This window comes from Vibrio sp. 3-2(1) (genome assembly GCF_963887575.1).
Taxonomy (GTDB): domain Bacteria; phylum Pseudomonadota; class Gammaproteobacteria; order Enterobacterales; family Vibrionaceae; genus Vibrio; species Vibrio anguillarum.
This window is the reverse complement of sequence record NZ_CAWPGB010000055.1, coordinates 187,356-208,093: the sequence shown is the minus strand read 5'-3', so window position 1 is coordinate 208,093 and position 20,738 is coordinate 187,356. Positions and strand designations below refer to the sequence as shown.

Sequence of the window (20,738 nt, the reverse complement as noted above, 5' to 3'; positions counted from 1 at the left end):
CCGACTACTCGCCCAACTCATTGAGTAAAATTACTGCTTGAGTGCGGTTTTTAACCCCAAGTTTACGGAAAATAGCCGTCATGTGCGCTTTGATGGTCGCCTCAGAAACATTAAGCTCATAGGCGATTTGTTTGTTGAGTAGCCCATCAGAGAGCATGCCTAATACTTTGTATTGTTGCGGGGTTAAGGCGGCAATTTTCTTGGTTAAATCATTGCACGCGGCGTGATTGGCAATTAGCCCTTCAGGGAAAAATGGGTCACCGGCTAGGACTTGATTGAGTGCTGCGATCAGCGCGCGCATGTCACTCGATTTCGGAATAAAGCCAAACGCGCCATGGCTTTTTACTTGCGCTACTACCGAAGGCTCTTCACTGGCTGAAATCACCACAATCGGTAAATCAGGGTATTCGGCTCGCAAGTGAATGAGCCCTGACATCCCATTTGCGCCTGGCATTTTGAGATCCAACAGCAGCAAATCCACATCGCTCTGTTTGGTTAATAAGGCTAACAGGGCATCTAGCGAATCCGCTTCCAATAAATTGGCACCGCTTATCGCCATATGCACTGATTGAAATAGCGCATTGCGAAACAGAGGGTGGTCGTCAGCAATGATGATGGTGTAGGTCGAATCCATGACGTTTTACACTTTTAGCAATGTCGTTAAATCGATTATTGACCGCGATCTCTCGCTGAACAATCTTTATACGCTAAAAGTCTGAACTGTATCCACTTTTTGTCTGAGACTTAGTAGTGACTGAGCCTGATCTGAGAGTGGTGCATGCCAAGCGGTTCGAGAAGAAGTGATGGCGTTCACGCGCCATTATTGCCGACGGTTGCAATGGCTTGCTCAAACTGGCGGCAATAACGGGTAAACCTTAAAGCTGGTGGGCGATGAGGTGCGCTAAAAAGCGATCGGCTGGCATAAAACCGCTGATACGCGCGTTTGAAACGCGTTCACCTTGCGCATTCCAAAAATCAATCGTCGGTAACCCTAGCACGTTCATCGCCTTGAGCAGCTCAATATCTTGTGGCTGATTTTTGGTGACGTCCGCTTGCAATAGCACAAAGTTTTGCAGTTTCTGCGCGACCTCTTGCTGATGGAAAGTGTATTTTTCAAACTCTTTACATGCCACGCACCAGTCGGCGTAGAAATCGAGCATGACGGGTTTGCCTGCTAATTTGGCTTGGCTCAACTGCAAGTTGAGCTCGGCAATATTATTCACCCGAATAAACTCGACATGGCTACGGCTTGCTAGGTTGGCTTGTTCTGGCTTAAACCATGCATCCAGTGCAGGTTGCGCTGAAGCAAACAGACCCAATAGCGCAATAATGCCAACCATGCTCTGTTTCCAGCCACCAAACGGCAAGCTGTTTTTACAATGATAGAGCCAACCAAACGCGGCGATCCCAAGCGCGGACCAGAGTGCCGTTGACCACATTGGTGGCAATAAGCGTTCGAGTAAGAAGATCGGCGCAGCCAGTAAAATAAAGCCAAATAGTGTTTTGACTCTCTCCATCCAGCCACCCGCTTTAGGTAGCAGTTTGTTACCAAATACGGCGACCAAGATCAGTGGAATCCCCATGCCCATTGCTAAGGCATACAGTGCAATCGCACCAGTGAACAGATCGCCACTTTGCGCGACATACAGCAGCGCGCCAGAAAGAGGCGCGGTGGTGCACGGTGAGCAAACCAAACCGGAAATCGCGCCCATGGCAAACACGCCAAGACTGTTCCCGCCTTGCTGCTTATTGCTCAGGCTGCTTAGCCACGTCTGCACTTTGCTTGGCAGTTGCAAGGTATAAACGCCAAACATCGACAGGGCGAGTAGCACAAATAGGGTACTGAGACCAATCAGTACATAAGGGTGCTGCATCGCGGCTTGAAATTGTAACCCAGCCGAAGCGACGACTAGGCCAAGTACGGTATAAGTGAGCGCCATACCTTGCACGTAAATAAACGATAAAATCAACGCGCGCTGTTGTGAAAGTTGACCACGACCAAGCACGATACTGGTGAGGATCGGGTACATCGGGAGTACGCAAGGGGTAAAGGCGAGGCCAACGCCAAGTGCTAAAAATAGCAGCGGTGTCCACCAAGAATCGGCGAGGCGGCTTGCTAGCCCGTCTTGTTCAGCCACGGGCGCTTTTGGCGAATCTGTTTCGCTTTTCGCCATATTGGTAGCCGTGTTGTTGTCAGAGCGAGTATCGCTTGCCACAGCTTGAAGGTCGATAATTCGCGTTTCTGGTGGATAGCAAAAGCCCGCTTTGGCACACCCTTGGTACTGGATAATTAATTTGGCGTTTGCCGATACGCTAAGGAGCGGTACGTCGACAAACAGTGGTTCAGTATAAATCTTCACATCACCAAAAAATTCATCGTGATATGGCTGACCATCGAGCATCTCGATTTCACCAAGCTGCGCATTTTCGGCGCTGATACTGATCCGATCTTGGTAGAGGTAATAGCCCTGCTTGACCTGCCAATCTAAGAAGATCTGCTTACCTTGCTGCTCGGCATGAAAAGGAAACGCTTGGTCAACTGGGACAAATTGATTGTCGGCTGAGGCCAAACCGAGGTTGTTACCACTATTGAATGGATTGTCATTGCCGAAGACCGCCAACGCAGGTTGGGAAAGTGTCAGCAGAGCTAGCAGTACAAAGGAAAAGAGTAGGCGCATACAAAAATCGAGTCTTCATTAGGTGAGTGTCATCTTAACCCAATCAGACCGCTTTTCGGCGCAATAAGTTTCACAGTGATGGAAAAATCGTCGCTGATGAGGCAGTGAAGCGAGAAAAGCCAAGTGAGGTTGTGGACCTCACTTGGCTGGGCGATGGGGGTTAAGCGACACCTAGGCGAGTTTTCACCACCGCTTCACACGCTTCAATATTATTGATGTCTTTGGGAATAATAAGCACAGTGTCATTACCACCGACCGTTCCTAAAATCTCAGTGTGGGGATCAATATCAACCAATCGTGCGACTAATTGAGCACTTCCAGGATGAGTTTTCACCACCACAGTGGATTGATTGTGAGTGATAAACTCAATTTGTGAGGCGATAGATGACTCAACACGCACTGGCGCGGTTTCGACCGTAATGCAGTACACTTTTTTGCCGCACGCATTTTGCACTTTCACCACACCAAGTTGGGAAAGCAAGCGTGACACAGTGGATTGGCTAATGCCTTCGTAGCCGAGCTCTATCAGCCTGAGTCGTAGCTCATTTTGGTTAGCAAAACTTTGTTGTTGTAGGATTTTTTTACAAGCGGAAGCTAACGTTTTGTCATCGGTTTGCATTGCGCCGTGGGGGATTTTTCTGTTCACGGGCGGTTCCTTTTATACACGCTACTGCGTCTGGGGTATCGGTGATCCTTACCATGCCAGCACACTCCCAAAGCCATAGAGTGTGAGTTCACGTTATGTTTGACGCCAATGGCGCAACGGTTGAGCATTGCTCTTTCCCCTCTATAAGTGGTGGGGGATTATTATTGATGCTTGTAGCTTAACATTAATCAATGTGTCGCTTTTTGCGGGGGATCACCAAATAATAAACTAGATTACCGATTGATTTTTGGCGTTTTATGTTGATTTGATGGAATAATATGCACGGAAATATGCAAGATTCGTAAGTTGGTCCAGCGCCGAGTTAGGACGCTGGAGGCTGACAGGGCTGTAAACGCGATGGATGCGCGCTTAGTGCTGTTTTAGCAACGTTCAGTCATGATTTCGCGCGAGAATACTTTCTCACAATAGTGGCATTTGAGATGCACATTCTCTTGTTTGAGTTGCACTTTAAAGCGGCTCTCGACAGGCTCGCCATGAGAGATGCAGTTGCTGTTTGGGCAACGAAATACGCTGTCAATTCTCTCTGGCAAAGTGAGGGTCAGTTTGTTGACCACTTTATACTCTTCAATTTGATTGACGGTGGCTTTCGGGGCATACAGTGCTAATTGGTTCGCTTGCTCTTTGGTGAGATAAAGGTTTTCTATTTTAATCAGATCTTTATTACCTAACGCAGAAGAGGGTAGGTTTAGGCCAATCGTCACACGTTGATTGGTTTCATTTAACTTAAACAAAGAGAGAATTTTGATCCCAAGGTTGGCAGGGATATGGTCAATCACGCTACCGTTACGAATCGCTTCAACTTGTAATTGGGTCTCTTTTACCATGATTTTATCTCCTACTTATAAGGTTGGGTTAAGAACAAGGGCTAATAAAGCTTCACGCGCATAAACGCCGTTTTCGGCTTGTTGGAAATAGTAGGCGTAAGGTGTTTTATCGACATCGGTGGTGATTTCATCGACCCGAGGCAGTGGGTGCAGCACTTTTAAATTGTGGCGCGCTTCTTTTAATGTTTCTGCGGTTAAGATGTAAGCCGATTTCATATGTGCGTATTCGGATGCATCAAAGCGCTCTTTTTGTACGCGCGTCATGTACAGCACATCCAGTTCAGGCACGACCTCTTCAATGCTGGCGTGCAAACTAAACGCAATGCCAGCCTCTGAGAGCTCTTCGCAAATGTAATCTGGCATCGCCAGCACTTCTGGGGCGATAAAAAAGAAACGTACATTGTTGAATTTCGATAAGGCTTGGGTGAGCGAATGGACGGTGCGGCCATATTTTAAGTCGCCGACGAACGCGACGTTAAGGTTATCGAGCCTGCCTTGCGTTTCATAAATGGAAAACAGATCGAGCAAGGTTTGAGTTGGATGTTGGTTAGCTCCATCACCACCGTTGACTACGGGGACGCCGTTGGAAAACTCAGAGGCTAAACGTGCAGCGCCTTCTTGTGGGTGGCGCATAACAAATGCATCGACATAAGAGGAAATAACTTGCACCGAGTCAGCTAAGGTTTCCCCTTTCTTGGCAAGTGACGTATTGCCGCCATTATCAAAACCAATCACTGTGCCGCCTAGGCGCTGCACTGCCGTTTCAAACGACAAACGGGTACGTGTAGAAGGTTCAAAGAAGCAGCTTGCTACTACTTTATTTTTGAGAAGTTCAGGGTTTGGTTCCGCTTTAAGCCTTGTTGCGGTTTCAACAATCAGCTCCAGTTCCGCGCGGCTCAGTTCTGGAATGGAAATGATGTGCTTGTTAAATAACGAATGCGCCATAACGTGTCTTCCCTCTGTATGGTTCGCTTTGGCTACTAGCCTTTGCGAAATTTTGCTTAAAAAAAAAGCCCCCTAAAATAGGAGGCTTCAATAACGTTCAGAACAGAAAAACAAAACAGCTAACTCGACCGGCGCCGGGTGTAATGGATGGCGTTGATGGGGAGTGCTGCGGTTCATTTTCTGCTCCGTTTAGACAAATTGCGAAGGATTATACGGACAAAAAACACGCTGGCAATACTCTTTGGAAAATATCCAGAAAATGGATTTTTATGCGAAATTAGCTTAATTTCGATGTTATTTACTACGCGTTTACAGCTAAAGCATAAGCGCGATTTGTGAGTGTTATTGACTGAAAAAAAATGCGAGCTTTATTCAAGCTCGCATCGATTCAACATCAAAGAGATGAAGTAGGCGATTCATCGCCTACATTCATTATCTACTATTCGTTACCTAAGTTAGTTACCTAAGGTGGCCACCATCACGGCTTTGATGGTGTGCATGCGGTTTTCAGCTTCATCGAACACGATGGAATGCTCAGATTCAATCACTTCATCGGTCACTTCAACGCCTTTGGCAAGCACTGGGTAGTTTTTCGCAAGCTCTTTGCCAACGGTGGTATCTTCGCCGTGGAAAGCAGGCAAGCAGTGCATGAATTTCACATGTGGGTTACCAGTGGCTTTTAACATCGCCATATTCACTTGGTAAGGCAGCATCAATTCAATGCGCTCTGCCCATGCTTCTTTCGCTTCGCCCATCGATACCCAAACATCGGTGTAAAGGAAATCACAGCCTTGAACGCCTTCTTGAACATCATCTGTAAGCGTAATTTTCGCGCCTGTTTGCTTTGCAATAGTGCGACATTCCGCGACTAATTCTTCGGTTGGCCAGAACGCTTTTGGTGCAACAAGGCGAATGTCCATGCCCATTTTCGCAGCGCCCACCATCAAGGAGTTACCCATGTTGTTGCGTGCATCACCGAGGTAGGCAAATTTCATTTCATGGAGGCGTTTGCCACGGCCATGTTCGATCATGGTAAGGAAATCAGCCAAAATTTGTGTTGGGTGGAATTCGTCGGTTAAGCCGTTCCATACTGGTACGCCAGCGTAGGCACCAAGCTCTTCAACGATCTCTTGACCAAAGCCGCGATATTCGATGCCGTCATACATACGGCCTAAGACGCGCGCGGTATCTTTCATCGACTCTTTGTGGCCAATTTGTGAACCTGATGGGCCTAAGTAGGAGACTTGAGCACCTTGGTCAAACGCTGCTACTTCGAATGCACAGCGAGTGCGAGTTGAGGTTTTTTCAAAGATAAGTGCAATGTTTTTGCCTTTGAGACGAGGCTGCTCATAACCGTTGTATTTGGCTTTTTTCAGCTCAAGGGATAGATCCAATAGGTGCTGGATTTCGCGTGGAGTGAAATCAAGAAGTTTTAGAAAGTTACGATTGCGTAAGTTAAAAGCCATGATCTTTTCCTCATTTGCAACGCTTGCTTCTGATGAGAGGGTGGAAGAAAGCGTTACTATTTGTTTAAAGTTAAAAACAGTTGTTTAAAGTTAAAAACAGATTCGGTTTATAAAATAGATTTAAAAACAATGTTTTAGTCACGCGTAATGTTGGTGCCTGCTGTGCCTTCTAAGATGCGTAGGCCATCTTCTAACGCGCCGATCCCAACGACTTTCCCGCCTTGTTGAATGAATTCGCACGAGGCTTCAATTTTTGGCCCCATAGAACCAGCATCAAATTGATAGTTGGCAAGCTCGCTTGGCGTTGTGCTGCGCAGCGCATGTTGGGTTGGTTTACCCCAATCAAGGTAAACGGCGTCAGCATCGGTCAAAATCAGCAGCGCGTCGGCGTTCAATTGTTTGGCAAGAAAGGCAGCAGACATGTCTTTGTCTATCACTGCTTCTACACCGACTAATTTGCCGTTTTCACGTTTGACTGGAATACCGCCACCACCGGTGCAAATCACTAAATGACCGGCACTGATAAGCTGGGAAATCGCATCATGTTCGACGATGCCTATCGGTTGAGGGCTCGGAACCACACGGCGGAAGTATTGGCCGTCGGGCTTGACTGTCCAGTGGTATTTCTCAGCCAATTCACGCGCTTCTGCTTCTTGATAAACTGGGCCAATCGGTTTAGTTGGGTTGGCAAATGCAGGGTCTTTCGGGTCGACCATCATTTGGGTCAACATGCACGAAATGTTGCGTTCAGGCAGCATGTTTTTGAACTCTTGCATCAACATGTAGCCAATCATCCCTTGAGTTTCACTGCCCAATACGTCGAGTGGGTACGGCGCTACTTTTTTGTATTCGAGACCTTGTAGTGCCAGCAGGCCAACTTGAGGGCCATTGCCATGCACCAGCACCACGTTATAGTGTTTGGCTATTTCGGAAATGGTTTTGACTGCAATTTCAATGTTGCGACGTTGAACATCTGCTTCTAATGGCTGACCACGACGAAGTAGCGCGTTTCCACCTAATGCAACAACAACAGTTTGTTTGCTCATAATTCTATCTCTTCTAAGGTGGGTTGAGGCGTGCAGAGGAAATTTGCCTCAACCCATTTGATTAGCCTAAGGGCTAGATACCGTCACGCTCAATTGGGCAGCTCATGCAGCGTGCACCGCCACGGCCACGGCCCAATTCGTCACCAGGAATAGACAGAACAGTGATGCCTGCTTTGTCGTATTTTTCATTGGTATAGGTGTTGCCTTCATAGCCAATCACGACCCCAGGTTTGACGGTTAGGACATTGTTTGCATCGTTCCACTGTTCACGTTCTGCGTTGAAGTTGTCACCGCCCGTTGTGATTAGGTTGAGCTTGTCAACGCCAAGTGCTTTTTCGATGGCGGTAACGAAGTAACCTTCTTCTTTCACGTTCACGGCACCAGACTCATCGCCTGTGAGGCTCCAGCATTTCACATCTTTGCGTACCACTTCTGGGTAAACAGAGAAGGTGTCTTCACGCATGTGTGTCATGACGGTATCTAAGTGCATGCAAGAGCGGTGTTTTGGTAGTTCCATCGCAATGATTTGCTTCGCTTGGCCATGTTTAAATAGGCCCGCAGCTAAGTGTTCAACACCTTGCGCTGTGGTGCGCTCAGACATACCAATCAGTACTGCACCTTTGCCAATCACAAGAACGTCGCCACCTTCAATGGTTGAATTATCGTAATTAATGCTCTCGTCATCACCGAAGTATTTAATGAAGTCTTGGCCCGCAAAGCTTGGATGCCAGCGGTAAATCGCACGCACATGGTTGGTTTCACGTTGACGTGCAGGTTTTGCCATCGGGTTGATTGACACGCCACCGTATACCCAGCAAGACGTATCGCGAGTAAATAGATGGTTTGGTAGTGGTTCAATGATGAAATCGGTTGGTGCATGCAAGCCTTGCATCATTGAAGAGGATTTCATTGGCATTTCAGCGTAAGACAAACCACCTGTCAGGATTTTTGCCAATTCAAGGTTTGGCAGATCGCTGAGGTAGCAGCGCACGTCATTCGCAAATGTTTTGCCAAGGCGGTAATCCGATACTTGTTGAGTAAGCAGCCACTCTTTTGCGACGGGAACCGCTAGCGTGTCGGCTAATAGATCGGTCAGCAGTAAAACTTCAACACCTTGGTCACGTAGCGTTTGTGTGAACGCATCATGCTCTTTCCCCGCACGCTCTACGGCCAATACATCATCAAACAAAAGGTCGTGACAGTTGGATGGTGTTAAGTGAGTGAGTGAGCGTCTTGGGCGGTGAACAAGAACTCGACGTAATTGACCAATTTCAGAACCAACATATAACTTACTCATAATAGTATCTCTCTTAATTTATATGCATTTATGCCGTTATATTTTTGACATTAAATTCAACTTGTTCTGGATAAATACATAATTATTTCTGTAGGGAATTCAGTATGAATTTATTTATTCACTTCTTTGTTCTGCAATTAATATTACCCTTGGTCTGTATATGTTCTTAGAGGTCCATCACAGAATGATTTATATTGAAATTCGGCGAAAATAATAGTTTTTTAACAATGTTTATGCAGTGTTTATATTGTGAGTGTCATATTTATTACTGCCTTTTTTATGGATGTTCATTCAATTTAAATCTCACGCAGCACTACTCCATATAGGATCGGTATTTTGTTTGGGAATTTTATGCACTAAAAACACATCGATAATTCATCGAATGGGTTAAGAATATGCACTTGAAAAGGGTATATAGTTGAATATGAGTCGAAGAAATGGGCTGTGTTAACATAACTTTCTTAATAAAACTTGATCTCACGCAGGCTTTCTAATGTAGATGTTTTGTCTGAATTGGCGTAATAGAGGACGGAAAATGAGAGATGAAATAGCAGGCGATCTGAATTTGGTGATAAAGGAATATAGGCCGCGTTTTATTTAGTCACCAAAAGTGGTTATTTATCCCAGCCGATTGCTATAAAAAAATAGCCATCAAAACTAATGGTTATCTAACGACGTTGAAAGCCATCATTTCCTGATTTGGCTAACGTATCATGTTTAGAGTTGAGTAGCTGCGCAGCCAAGAGCCTAAGTCGGCCTGCCAATAAAAAAGCCGCAATCATGCGGCTTTTAAAGGGTGTGACGCGGTTTTCACCTACGACATATCGTTCATCAGTTTGGCGCTATAGCATCGCACCTAGGCTGAGAGATAGCATAATGAATACGCACAATATGCCTAACAGTGGTGCGACCCATTTCACCCAGCGAACATAAGGTACACGAGCAATTGCTAAGCCGCCCATCACTACCGCAGAGGTTGGCGTGATGAGGTTGACTATCCCTGAAGCCGATTGGTAAGCCGTGACGACAAGGTCGCGGCCAACGCCTGCAAAGTCAGCCAATGGAGCCATGATGGGCATGGTTAATACCGCAAGGCCAGAAGACGAAGGTACAAGGAAAGAGAGAAGAATTTCCAGTAAATACATTACGTTAATAAAAATGACGGATGAAAGGCCAGTAACCATTTGCTCGGCTGAGAACAAAATAGTGTCGGTGATCATCCCGCGGTCCATGATCACCACAATGCCGCGTGCGATACCAATGATCAGCGCTACGCCTAATAGGTCTCGTGCACCATCAATAAAGCTGGTGGTGAATTCCTCTTCACTCATACGAGCAATTAAACCGATAATAATGGTTGCGCCCAAGAACATGGCTGAGATCTCAGCCATCCACCATCCAGCAACAGATACCCCATAAATCATCACGCCAAAAGCGGCCGCGAAAATGGTCAAAATAACTTTGCGGGTGGCGGTGAATTCGAGTTTCTCTCCACTTTGGTTGCCAAGGAAGTGAGCTTTGTTCTCTTCGTACTTATCGTACACAATCGATTTGCTTTGATCTGCTTGCACCATTTTCGCGTAGCGCATCACGTACAGCACACAGATAACCCAACCGACAGCTAACATTGCTAAGCGCAACATGATGCCATCAGTAAACGGAATGCCCGCTGCGTTGGCCGCAATTACGGTGGCAAACGGGTTGATAGTGGAGCCCAGCGTACCGATACCCGCGCCAAGCAGTACGGTAGCGGCGGCAACCAGTGGGTCAAAACGAGCGGCCATCATCACTGGTACGAGTAAGGTGTAGAAAGGTAAGGATTCTTCCGCCATACCGTAAATCGTACCGCCTGCGGCAAACAGCGCCATCAGGATGGGTATCATCAACTCTTCACGCCCTTCAAGCCGCGCTGTTACGCGTTCAATGCCCGCATCAATCGCACCTGTTTTGGTCACTAGGCCCAAAAAGCCACCAATGACCAAAATGAACAGAGACACGTCAATCGCGGCAGCTTCGTAGCTGTTGTGGTCATAAAAGCCGTCAATCGGTGCCATCAACACATCGATCACCCCTTGTGGGTTACCTTCTGCGTGTTGATAAGTTCCCGCAATAGGCACTTCTTTGCCCAGTTCTTCATTCATGGTGCGCTGATACTGACCGGCAGGCACAATCCAGGTTAAAAGGGCCACAAGAGCAATTAGAATGAAAAGGATGGTGTAAGCGGAAGGAAACTTAAAGTTAGCAAAGAAGCCACCTTTAGGTTCCGTGGATACAGTTTGGGTTGTCATAGCGATCTCCTTACACTCAGAGAACAACGAGATTCTGAGTGTGTTCAGCGGCTAATGTTCTTCAGTCTTCCAGCCCATTAAAATATTATCTACTAGGGGTGAAAGAATAAAAAGTTATTGGAACTTCAATTAAATACGTTAAATGAAAAGTTTTAATTATTATTAAGTAAACATAAATGCTCACTTGCTCAGATATCTGTATAAATTCTAAGGTGAGTTTTAAAGCGTAACTTTGTCTTGCTTCACAAAACAATAGTACCGAGTTACACACCGTTTTTTTAGGGAATTTAATTTAGGGTAATTGAGTGTAAATAATGGAATTATATTCTTACGCTTTTTATTCGAAGACATGGAGATAGGCGGATAATCGTTGTAGGGTAAATATATTGAAATTTTATTCATTAAGCTGAATGAATGAAGAGAAGTAATTATTTATTGCTTTATTGATATGTGTCAATATTTTATACGTAACAAATAAAAAGGGAGCCAAAGCTCCCTTATAACAATAGTAGAGATTACATCAAAATATTGGAGAACAACAAACCAAAACCAATACTAAACACCATGCTTAACAAGCCAGGGAGCATAAAGCTGTGGTTGAAAATATACTTACCAATACGAGTGGTACCAGTCCGGTCAAAGTCGATAGATGCGATGATAGGGCCGTAGTTTGGAATGAAGAAGTAACCGTTAACGGCAACGAAAACCGCAATAATAATGGCTGGTGGCAAACCCAAGGTTATTGCAACAGGGACTAACACGGCTGTTGTTGCGCCTTGGCTATTGACCATCACCGACAGAGCAAATAACGCGAACGCGAATGTCCATGGAGCGACTTCCACTAAGCCAGAGACCGCTTCTTTGACCATGGCACCATGGCCGGCAATGAAGGTGTCACCTAACCAAGCGATACCGAAGATCGCCACGATGGCACGCATACCTGCATGGAATACGGAACCTTGGCTGATGGCGTTGCCGTCAGGTTTGCACAGTAAAATGATCAGCGCCGCGATAGACAGCATCACGATTTCAATCGTGTGCGCCATCCCCATGGCTGAGCCGTTAAATTGTGGGCGCAAGCTAGGTAATGCACCCATCACCACCACCACAATGGCACCAAACAAAAATAGCCCGACCGATTTTTTCGCTTGTGGCGTGATTTGAATATCAGCAATCGATACTTCTTGTTCCATCTCTGCGCGGAATTCTGGGTCTTGCAAGCGACGTTGATATTCTGGGTCATCTTTCAGCTCAACACCGATTTTATTGACGAATAAGCACGCGCAAGCCAAACCAAGAATGGTACTTGGGATGGTGATCATCAACACATCCGTTAGCGTGATGCCTTGTGGTTCTAAGAAGGCGACTAACGCCACGACGGCGGCCGCAATTGGGCTAGCTACAATCGCAAATTGTGACGCGATCACCGCCATACCTAAAGGACGTTCTGGGCGAATACCACTGCGACGGCTCACTTCAGCAATTACGGGCAGTACTGAATAGGCCACGTGACCTGTACCAGCCATCATTGTAAAAAAGTAAGTTACCAAAGGGGCGATGAAAGTGATGTGGCGAGGGTTTTTATGCAAAATGTTAGTGGCAATTTTGATCAAATAATCTAAACCGCCAGCCGCTTGCATTGAGGCTGCTGCTGCAACCACGGCCATGATCATCAACATCACATCAATCGGTGGGCTGGTTGGTTGCATGCCAAATCCAAAGCTCAGTACAGCAAGGCCAATACCGCCCATCACACCAAGCCCAATACCACCAATCCTTGCACCAATTAGGATACATCCTAATACGATAAGGAACTCAATTAAGAACATCTTATACTCCTAAAGATAATGAAAAATAGGGTCATTCTACAGGTTCAGCGATATTGAACGGTATGCTTTGCGCCATGATGTAACGCAATTTTTCCTCACTTAATAACTTGTAGAAAGTAAAAAGGCTCTGAATCAGAGCCTTTTTTGATTATTCGTAGCGTTTCGCTTTGTACTGAGGGCGCATAAAGTTTTCGACGGACAAGATGTCATCGAGCTCTTCGGCGGTGAGTAAGCCTCGCTCAAGCACCACTTCACGTACGCTCTTACCCGTTTCCGCACAAATTTTACCCACGATGTCACCTTCATGGTGGCCAATATATGGGTTAAGGTAAGTCACGATACCGATAGAGTTGAATACGTAAGCTTCACACACTTCTTTATTGACAGTGATGCCGTCAACACACTTGTCACGAAGGTTTATGCAGGCGTTTGAAAGAATTTCAATTGACTCAAACATGCTTTGTGCAATCACAGGTTCCATCACGTTTAGCTGTAATTGGCCACCTTCTGCGGCAAAGGAAATAGTGTTGTCGTTACCAAGTACTTTAAAGCACACTTGGTTGACCACTTCAGGCACCACAGGGTTTACTTTTGCAGGCATGATGGAAGACCCAGCTTGCAGTTCAGGTAGGTTCAACTCGTTTAGACCCGCGCGAGGGCCAGATGAAAGAAGACGTAAGTCATTACAGATTTTAGAGAGTTTCACAGCAAGGCGTTTTAGCGCGCCGTGCGCCATAACATAAGCACCGCAGTCAGAGGTTGCTTCAATTAAATCTTCCGCTGGTACCACAGCTAAGCCTGTCACCGCAGCAAGGTGTTTCACTGCCGCCGCTTGATATCCCGGCGCCGCATTCAGGCCAGTACCGATCGCTGTTGCGCCAAGGTTGATCTCAAGCAGCAGTTTAGAGGTGTACTCTAGGTTGCGGATCTCTTCATTAATGGTGACCGCCCAAGCGCGGAACTCTTGACCTACGGTCATCGGTACGGCGTCTTGCAATTGAGTACGACCCATTTTCAAAATGCCAGAGAACTCTTGGCTTTTTAGCTCAAACGCACCTTTTAGATAGGCAATAGAATCAATCAGTTTCAGGATGCTGTTGTATACCGCAATGCGGAAACCAGTAGGGTAAGCACAGTTGGTTGATTGGCTTTTATTAACGTGGTCATTGGGGTTGATGAACTCGTACTGACCCTTTTCTTTACCCATCAATTCCAGAGCAAGGTTTGCGATCACTTCGTTGGTGTTCATATTGACAGAAGTACCGGCGCCGCCTTGGTATACGTCTGACGGAAATTGATCCATGCACTTACCTGTTTCTAGGATCAAGTCACACGCTTGGAGGATGTAATTAGCCACTTGGCTTGGAATGACGCCGAGCTCTTTGTTGGCTAGCGTGGCGGCTTTTTTGGTCATCACCATACCGCGTACAAATTCAGGCACATCAGAAATGGTTGATTTTGAAATATTAAAGTTTTCGATAGCGCGCAGCGTATGAATGCCGTAATACGCGTCAGCAGGAACGTGACGTTGACCTAATAGATCTTCTTCGATACGAGTGGCCGAGTTAGCTGTAGCAGCTGTCGTTTCTGATAGGGTAGCCATAACAGGATCCTTAGAGAATTATTCTGATAATTAGTGAAATTATTAGCCATTTCTGCAGTTTAAGAATCCATTCGTCAGAATTTTAGGCTGGAAAATCCGTCCTGACTTCTGTGGCACATCATACTCAACCTAGATTTAAAAAATAGTAAGTGGATCACCTTTTAGGTCAATATTTTATGAAAATTTGATACGCACTCACATGCGTTATTTTTAGGTTTTAAAAACAGTTATCGCGTTGATAAATAGTTGTGATGCCGGCGGTTGGATTTGTCTGTGTGGTATGAGATTTGTTCAGGTTTTGTTAGCAAAATGAGCGAATGAATGGATTTCAGATAGAGCCAATATTCGGTCTATTTTAAGATAGATACTGGCTCTATTTAGTCATTTAGGCTGCGAGGTGGTGCTCTTTGATTGAGCGTTGAGTGTTGTAGTCGCCTGTGGTTGACGGTAAGGTGAGAGCAATAAACAAAGGAGGGCGTGTGTTTCCAATCTTACTTCTGGCTTTTATTTTTGTGCCAATCATTGAAATTGGTCTCTTTATCCAAGTAGGCAGCTTGCTAGGTATGTGGCCAACTATCGCCTTGGTGCTGATTACGGCATTTGTTGGTGCATCATTGGTTCGTAGTCAAGGGATACAAACTTTACTTAGCGTTCAACACCGTTTGCACCAAGGTGAGCTACCTGCGCAGCAAATTATTGAGGGCGTGATGCTGGCGGTGGCGGGTGTGCTACTTTTAGTACCGGGTTTTTTGACCGATGCACTTGGTATGGTGGTGCTATTGCCTGCGCCTCGGGCTTTGCTTGCCAACTATTTGATGAATAAAGTGGTGGTGAATGGTGTATCAGGCCGTTTTCAGGCGCAGTTTGATGATAGCCGTCATAACAAAGCCCCATTTGATCGTGACTTTGAACCATCTGAAACGGGAAAAACCTTCGAAGGTGAATTTGAACGTAAAGATGATGAGCATAATAGGCTGAAATAAAAGACTTTTTATGGTGTTTCTTACTCTATTGTTTTGAGTTGTAAAAATTAAATGCCGAAATAGATTGCTTAGTGCAACGTTAGCGAATATAGTTACCTCGCTCTGTTGTTCAGGGGTTATTAATGAAACAAAAAATAAAAGTAAAAGTAAATTCTCAGAATCCCATCGTAAAAGTTGATGTCCTCAGTGTTTCCCTTACCTTATTAGTAACATTAAATAATTCAATCTATCAGTGCATTGCGCATAAGCGCGATAACTTTATGAATTTAAATAAAAGGGACACATTATGTCTAACAAAACAACTGGTTCTGTAAAATGGTTTAACGAAACTAAAGGTTTCGGCTTTCTTACTCAAGATAACGGCGGCGCTGACGTGTTCGTACACTTCAATGCAATCGCTTCTGACGGTTTCAAAACTCTAATTGAAGGCCAAAAAGTGTCTTTCAACGTAGAAAACGGTCAAAAAGGCCTACAAGCAGCTCAAGTAACTGTTCTGTAATCTAGCCTAATATCTAGAATTAATAAAAAGGTCGCCTAGGCGGCCTTTTTGCTATTTGGTGATTTATCTTCTTACCGTTTTAGAGCACTAGCGCTGTTATTGCGCACCTTCAAAGCCCATTTGACGCCACGCTTCAAACGCAATAATAGCGACCGCATTAGAGAGATTTAAACTGCGAGCTTCTGCCATCATCGGAATACGAATACGTTGTGTCATCGGTAGGCTTTCGATGACTTGCGCTGGTAATCCACGAGTTTCTGGGCCAAACATCAACACATCTCCTTTTTGAAACTGCGCATCGACGTGGTGCCCCGTGGTTTTAGTGGTACAAGCAAAAATCCGGTACGTTTCGCGCTCTGCATTGAGGTAGTCCATAAAGGCATCCAAGTTGGCATGACGCGTTACGCGCGCTAAATCGTGGTAATCAAGCCCTGCACGGCGCACTTTCTTCTCTTCTAGATCAAAACCCAGCGGTTCAATAAGATGCAAATTAGCGCCGCAATTGGCACACAAGCGAATAATATTTCCGGTATTAGGGGCGATTTCAGGTTCGTAAAGTGCGATATCAAACATGGTATAGCTGCTCTTAAGGAGTGTGGGCCGGAAGTATAAGGTGACGAGCCTATTGAGTACAAGTCACCCGTTATTTGGCGATATAGGCATTAAGTGGAATTTAACTATCCAATGGGAGCGTGAATTGTACTTTTAACCCACCTAATTGGCTGCGACTTGCGTGAATCGTACCGCTGTGTTGACGAATGGCACTTTCGGTGATGGCTAAACCTAACCCTGTACCACCACTGTGCCTATCTCGCGCAGTGGAAACACGGTAAAAGGGGCGGAAAATATCGTCTAACTCGTTTTCGGGAACGCCTTCACCATTGTCTTCCACGCAAACCGATAGTCTGCCTTTTTCGACCGAAAAGGTAATATTGATTTCATCTTTGCCATAGTAAATGGCGTTACGCACAATGTTTTCCAATGCGCTCATCAGCAGTTTTGGTGTGCCGGAAATCGTGTGCGGTGGAATCGCATTATAGGTGAGTCTTTTTTCCATCTGCTCCGCCTCAAATTGGGCATCACTCAATAATTCCTCCCATAAACTGGATAGCGGTTGAGTTTCTCGGCTGAGATGGCTATTGGTTTGCATACGCGAAAGCGTCAGAAGTTCACCGATCATCTGCTCTAAACGCTGTGCTTCGGTGTCGATCCGCTCCAATTCTGAGCTGCTACCTTGTTTTCGAGTGGCAAGTGCATTGGCCATTCTCAGTCGCGTTAAAGGGGAGCGCAGTTCGTGTGAAATATCCGACAGCAATCGCTGCTGGCCAGAAATCATCTGATTGACGGCTTCTACCATTTGGTTAAAGCTTTTTCCTGCTTGGCGAAATTCACTGGTGCCTTTTTCTAAGCTTGGGTCGACCACAAATTCGCCGCGAGCGACCCGTTTGGCGGCTTGCTCGAGGCGGCTGGCGGGTTGACTCAATGCCCATGCGAGCCATAAGAGTAGTGGTGTACTGACGAGCATCACGGCAAGCAGTAGGCCGAACGGACGGTCGAATAGTTGCAATAAGAACGGAGGGGGCTCATTCCAGCGAATACCGACAAACATGAGTAGATCTTGCTTAGCAAGGGTAATTGGCAATGGACCTGAAATCATATAACGGCCATAGAGCTTCTGTTGTGGCTTATCAATGGATTCAATGCTGGTCACGAAATTTTGGAGTGCTTTAAACTTAAAGTCGGCTTGAGTTTTGGTGGTGAGAATTGTGCCATCTGGCGTTGTGATAAAGAATTGTGGAGTGCCGTTCTTCTCGCGCATGTGCCCTTCACCACGCTTGTTGCTGCTACTTTCTAAACGAAAGAGGATGCGTGTGAGTTCATGCTCATCTTTAAACATACTCTCTATTTTTTGTTTTAAGTGTGTAAGACGTTGGTATTCATCGCTAGGTATATCACGGGTTTTACGAGGATCAAGGTGCGGCAGTGCTAATACTGCGATCAGCACCAGCAGCATCGTAAACCAAAAAATGGCAAAAATTCTGCCATAAAGGCTGTTGATTTTAGGTAGGCGCATTAATCCTCCAGAATCATGAGGTAGCCACGACCACGCAGCGTTTTAATCCGTGATTTACCATCGACACGCTCAGGTAATTTCTTGCGTAAATTCGAGACGTGCATATCAATCGCGCGGTCAAAGGCCGCCAACCGTTTTCCTAGAACATCAAGGCTGAGCGCTTCTTTAGTTAAGGTTTCGCCTGGGTTTTGCACAAAATGAGTCAGCAAGGCAAATTCCGTGGTGGTAAGGTCCAGCAATTGCCCTTGGCAATAGGCTTCCTGCTTGCTGGGGTATACTTGAATATCTTGGCACTCAATGACTTCATTATGTTTGGTGCCATTGCTGGTTTGGGTTCGGCGCAAAATCGCGCGAATGCGTGCCAGCAGCTCTCGGTCACTGAAAGGCTTCGGTAAATAGTCATCCGCGCCGAGTTCTAGACCGATGACGCGATCGATCTCCTCTCCTTTGGCGGTGAGCATTAATACCGGGGTATGCCAGTTTTCACGTAACTTTTTCAGCGTTTCCATCCCATTAAGTTTAGGCATCATTACATCGAGTAAGACAAGATCAATGCGATCATGAATGGCCGCGAGCCCGCTCTCTCCATCATTCGCTTCAGAGACATCGAAGCCTTCATAGCTCAAGACTTCTTTTAGTAAGCTGGTGAGCTCAGTATCATCATCAATCAGAAGAATATGCGCCATGTGTCGCCTCGTCGTTGGGGAAGTTATGGGTACAGTTTACTGCGAAATAGGCAAGATATTCAGTGAGCGGTAAGCTCTTTACGATTCTTTACGCTCACTATACGTTGCTTTACCGTACAGGCCCTATTCTACACTCAAGCGCTGTGAATACAGCTTGTTAGAATCCACTTAGTGAAGGAATAGATGATGAAAATGGCAAAAAAATTAGTACTTGCGGCGGTGATACTTCCTCTGACTCTTAGCACAGCAAGCGTCTTTGCATTTGGTGGTAAAGAGCAGCATAAAGGCCCAAATGATGAGTGTGGCGGTTTTGATCGCGGCATGATGCAGCAGCTTGATTTGACGTCTGATCAACAAGCAAAGTTGAAAGGAATGCGTGAGGCGAATCGCGAAGCGATGAAGGGTGAGCACAAAGGTCAACGCCAAGCGAAAATGAAAGCGCACCATGACAAAGTACAGGCTCTCGTGCTCGCTGAGAACTTTGATGCGGCAGCGGCAAATGAACTAGCCAAAGAGATGGTCGATCAACAGGTCGCTCACCGTGTCAAGATGCTAGAAAAACGTCATGACATGATGAGTGTGCTAACTCCGGAACAAAAAGCAAAACTGCAAACGCTACAACAAGATCGCATGCAGAAGTGCATGGAAAATGGTCCTAAGCACATGAAAAAAAATAGCTAGTCATTGATAACCGCTAATCATTGATAATAGGCCTCGGGTGAGGCCTGTTCATTTTTGTGTCATATTCATTCTTAATTTGAGAAGGTATACTACCTGCTCATTCTCAAGCTGATTTTAGTGATATGAAACAAGAATACGCACGCCTTGTTACGCTTGCTGCCTGGACAGCAACCCTTGTAGCCTCATTGTTGCTGATAGTAAAAGTGATCGCTTGGTGGGTTACTGGCTCGGTCAGCCTACTCGCATCCTTGATTGATTCCTTACTTGATATTGCCGCTTCCGTGGTCAATTTAATTGTGGTGCGTTACGCACTGCAGCCCGCAGATAAAGAGCACGCCTTTGGTCATGGTAAGGCGGAATCGCTTGCGGCTCTTGCCCAAGCGATGTTCATTTCAGGCTCGGCCTGTTTTCTTATCCTCAATGGGGTTGACCGTTTTTTCCGCCCACACGAATTAACCTCTCCTGAATATGGCGTTTATGTCAGCCTGTTTGCAATGCTGGTGACTTTTGGCTTAGTGTTGTTCCAAAAGCATGTCGTGAAAAAAACGGGCAGCCAAGCCATTGCCGCGGATTCATTGCATTACCAAACCGATCTGTTCATGAATGCGGCGATTATGATCGCGCTTATATTGAGCTGGTTTGGCTTTAAACAGGCCGATGCCATCTTTGCGATCGGCATTGGCGTTTATATTCTTTACAGCGCTTTTCGTATGGTGCAAGAGGCCATTCAGACCTTATTGGATCGTAAGTTACCTGATGAGGAATTGAAGCAAATCCGCACAGAATGTCTTTCTGTGGCTGGTGTGTTGGGTGTGCATCAATTAAGAACTCGCATGTCTGGACCTGTAAGATTCATTCAGCTACATCTGGAACTAGATGACAATATCCGCTTGATTGAGGCGCATCGCATTTCCGATGAGGTGGAAGATAAGCTACTCGAGGCTTTCCCGGGAGCTGATGTATTAATCCACCAAGATCCTTATTCTGTGGTGTTTGGACCAGAAAAAAAGCAAAAATCACAAGGGTGGTAGCGACAAAAACGCGCTTATTAACTATCTTTTTAAGAACAATAAATAAGCCTGATTCTGATATGAATCAACAAAGCATTAACTCAAAACTGTAATACTCTTACATAAGTAGCAAACTTACATAATTTCGTGCAAATAACAGTA

At 45.7% G+C, this 20,738-nt stretch carries 18 protein-coding genes; 4 read left to right on the top strand and 14 right to left on the bottom strand.

The annotated features are described in order from the left end of the window. Positions 1–4: 4 nt before the first annotated feature. The 11 genes from AACQ79_RS15345 to aspA all read right to left on the bottom strand — a co-directional run bounded on the left by AACQ79_RS15345 (position 5) and on the right by aspA (position 14,643). A complete protein-coding gene (locus AACQ79_RS15345; RefSeq protein WP_094500620.1) occupies positions 5–634 on the bottom strand; it encodes a response regulator transcription factor in 630 nt (209 codons plus the stop codon). A 241-nt stretch (positions 635–875) separates the two neighbouring features. Continuing rightward, positions 876–2,678: a protein-disulfide reductase DsbD gene (locus AACQ79_RS15340; RefSeq protein ID WP_170899328.1), complete on the bottom strand. Its 1,803-nt coding sequence runs from the start codon at positions 2,676–2,678 to the stop codon at positions 876–878. Positions 2,679–2,838: 160 nt separating this feature from the next. Beyond that, positions 2,839–3,297 carry an arginine repressor gene (locus AACQ79_RS15335; protein WP_088718009.1) on the bottom strand — a complete coding sequence of 153 codons (459 nt, stop codon included), beginning with the start codon at positions 3,295–3,297 and terminating at the stop codon, positions 2,839–2,841. Between the two features lie 407 nt (positions 3,298–3,704). After that, positions 3,705–4,169 carry an aspartate carbamoyltransferase regulatory subunit gene (pyrI, locus tag AACQ79_RS15330; protein WP_017042201.1) on the bottom strand — a complete coding sequence of 155 codons (465 nt, stop codon included), beginning with the start codon at positions 4,167–4,169 and terminating at the stop codon, positions 3,705–3,707. A 15-nt stretch (positions 4,170–4,184) separates the two neighbouring features. Further along, positions 4,185–5,114 carry an aspartate carbamoyltransferase gene (pyrB, locus tag AACQ79_RS15325; protein WP_017042200.1) on the bottom strand — a complete coding sequence of 310 codons (930 nt, stop codon included), beginning with the start codon at positions 5,112–5,114 and terminating at the stop codon, positions 4,185–4,187. A gap of 455 nt (positions 5,115–5,569) precedes the next feature. Next, positions 5,570–6,580 carry an ornithine carbamoyltransferase gene (locus AACQ79_RS15320; RefSeq protein WP_013855826.1) on the bottom strand — a complete coding sequence of 337 codons (1,011 nt, stop codon included), beginning with the start codon at positions 6,578–6,580 and terminating at the stop codon, positions 5,570–5,572. Positions 6,581–6,714: 134 nt separating this feature from the next. Beyond that, complete coding sequence (gene arcC / locus AACQ79_RS15315) at positions 6,715–7,626, bottom strand: carbamate kinase (RefSeq protein WP_013855827.1); 912 nt, start codon at positions 7,624–7,626, stop codon at positions 6,715–6,717. Positions 7,627–7,699: 73 nt separating this feature from the next. Then, on the bottom strand, positions 7,700–8,923 hold the full coding sequence (gene arcA / locus AACQ79_RS15310; RefSeq protein ID WP_017046788.1) for an arginine deiminase: 1,224 nt from the start codon (positions 8,921–8,923) through the stop codon (positions 7,700–7,702). 842 nt (positions 8,924–9,765) lie between these two features. After that, positions 9,766–11,211, bottom strand: coding sequence for a YfcC family protein (locus tag AACQ79_RS15305; protein WP_026027156.1), 1,446 nt, complete (start codon positions 11,209–11,211; stop codon positions 9,766–9,768). 515 nt (positions 11,212–11,726) lie between these two features. Further along, entirely contained in the window at positions 11,727–13,040 is a 1,314-nt protein-coding gene (locus AACQ79_RS15300) for an anaerobic C4-dicarboxylate transporter family protein (RefSeq protein ID WP_017042196.1), read from the bottom strand. A 148-nt stretch (positions 13,041–13,188) separates the two neighbouring features. Then, on the bottom strand, positions 13,189–14,643 hold the full coding sequence (aspA, locus tag AACQ79_RS15295) for an aspartate ammonia-lyase (protein WP_017042195.1): 1,455 nt from the start codon (positions 14,641–14,643) through the stop codon (positions 13,189–13,191). Between the two features lie 479 nt (positions 14,644–15,122). Here aspA and AACQ79_RS15290 point away from each other — a divergent pair, with 479 nt between their 5' ends. Then, a complete protein-coding gene (locus tag AACQ79_RS15290) occupies positions 15,123–15,626 on the top strand; it encodes an FxsA family protein (protein WP_038149154.1) in 504 nt (167 codons plus the stop codon). Between the two features lie 286 nt (positions 15,627–15,912). Further along, positions 15,913–16,125, top strand: coding sequence for a transcription antiterminator/RNA stability regulator CspE (gene cspE / locus AACQ79_RS15285; RefSeq protein WP_013855834.1), 213 nt, complete (start codon positions 15,913–15,915; stop codon positions 16,123–16,125). Positions 16,126–16,221: 96 nt separating this feature from the next. Here cspE and trmL read toward each other — a convergent pair whose 3' ends face one another. The 3 genes from trmL to AACQ79_RS15270 form a co-directional block, all read right to left on the bottom strand. Continuing rightward, a complete protein-coding gene (gene trmL / locus AACQ79_RS15280) occupies positions 16,222–16,698 on the bottom strand; it encodes a tRNA (uridine(34)/cytosine(34)/5-carboxymethylaminomethyluridine(34)-2'-O)-methyltransferase TrmL (RefSeq protein ID WP_013855835.1) in 477 nt (158 codons plus the stop codon). A gap of 100 nt (positions 16,699–16,798) precedes the next feature. Continuing rightward, positions 16,799–18,199 carry an envelope stress sensor histidine kinase CpxA gene (gene cpxA / locus AACQ79_RS15275; protein WP_013855836.1) on the bottom strand — a complete coding sequence of 467 codons (1,401 nt, stop codon included), beginning with the start codon at positions 18,197–18,199 and terminating at the stop codon, positions 16,799–16,801. Beyond that, positions 18,199–18,885: a response regulator gene (locus AACQ79_RS15270; protein WP_013855837.1), complete on the bottom strand. Its 687-nt coding sequence runs from the start codon at positions 18,883–18,885 to the stop codon at positions 18,199–18,201. Before AACQ79_RS15270 ends, cpxA begins: the two co-directional genes overlap by 1 nt. Before the next feature lie 183 nt (positions 18,886–19,068). On the opposite strand from AACQ79_RS15270, the gene AACQ79_RS15265 reads away from it, so the two are divergent. After that, complete coding sequence (locus AACQ79_RS15265; RefSeq protein WP_017049227.1) at positions 19,069–19,566, top strand: CpxP family protein; 498 nt, start codon at positions 19,069–19,071, stop codon at positions 19,564–19,566. A gap of 122 nt (positions 19,567–19,688) precedes the next feature. Next, the gene (gene fieF / locus AACQ79_RS15260; protein ID WP_010318335.1) at positions 19,689–20,597 is read left to right on the top strand and encodes a CDF family cation-efflux transporter FieF; all 909 of its coding nucleotides are present in this window, start codon (positions 19,689–19,691) and stop codon (positions 20,595–20,597) included. The last annotated feature ends 141 nt before the right edge of the window (positions 20,598–20,738 follow it).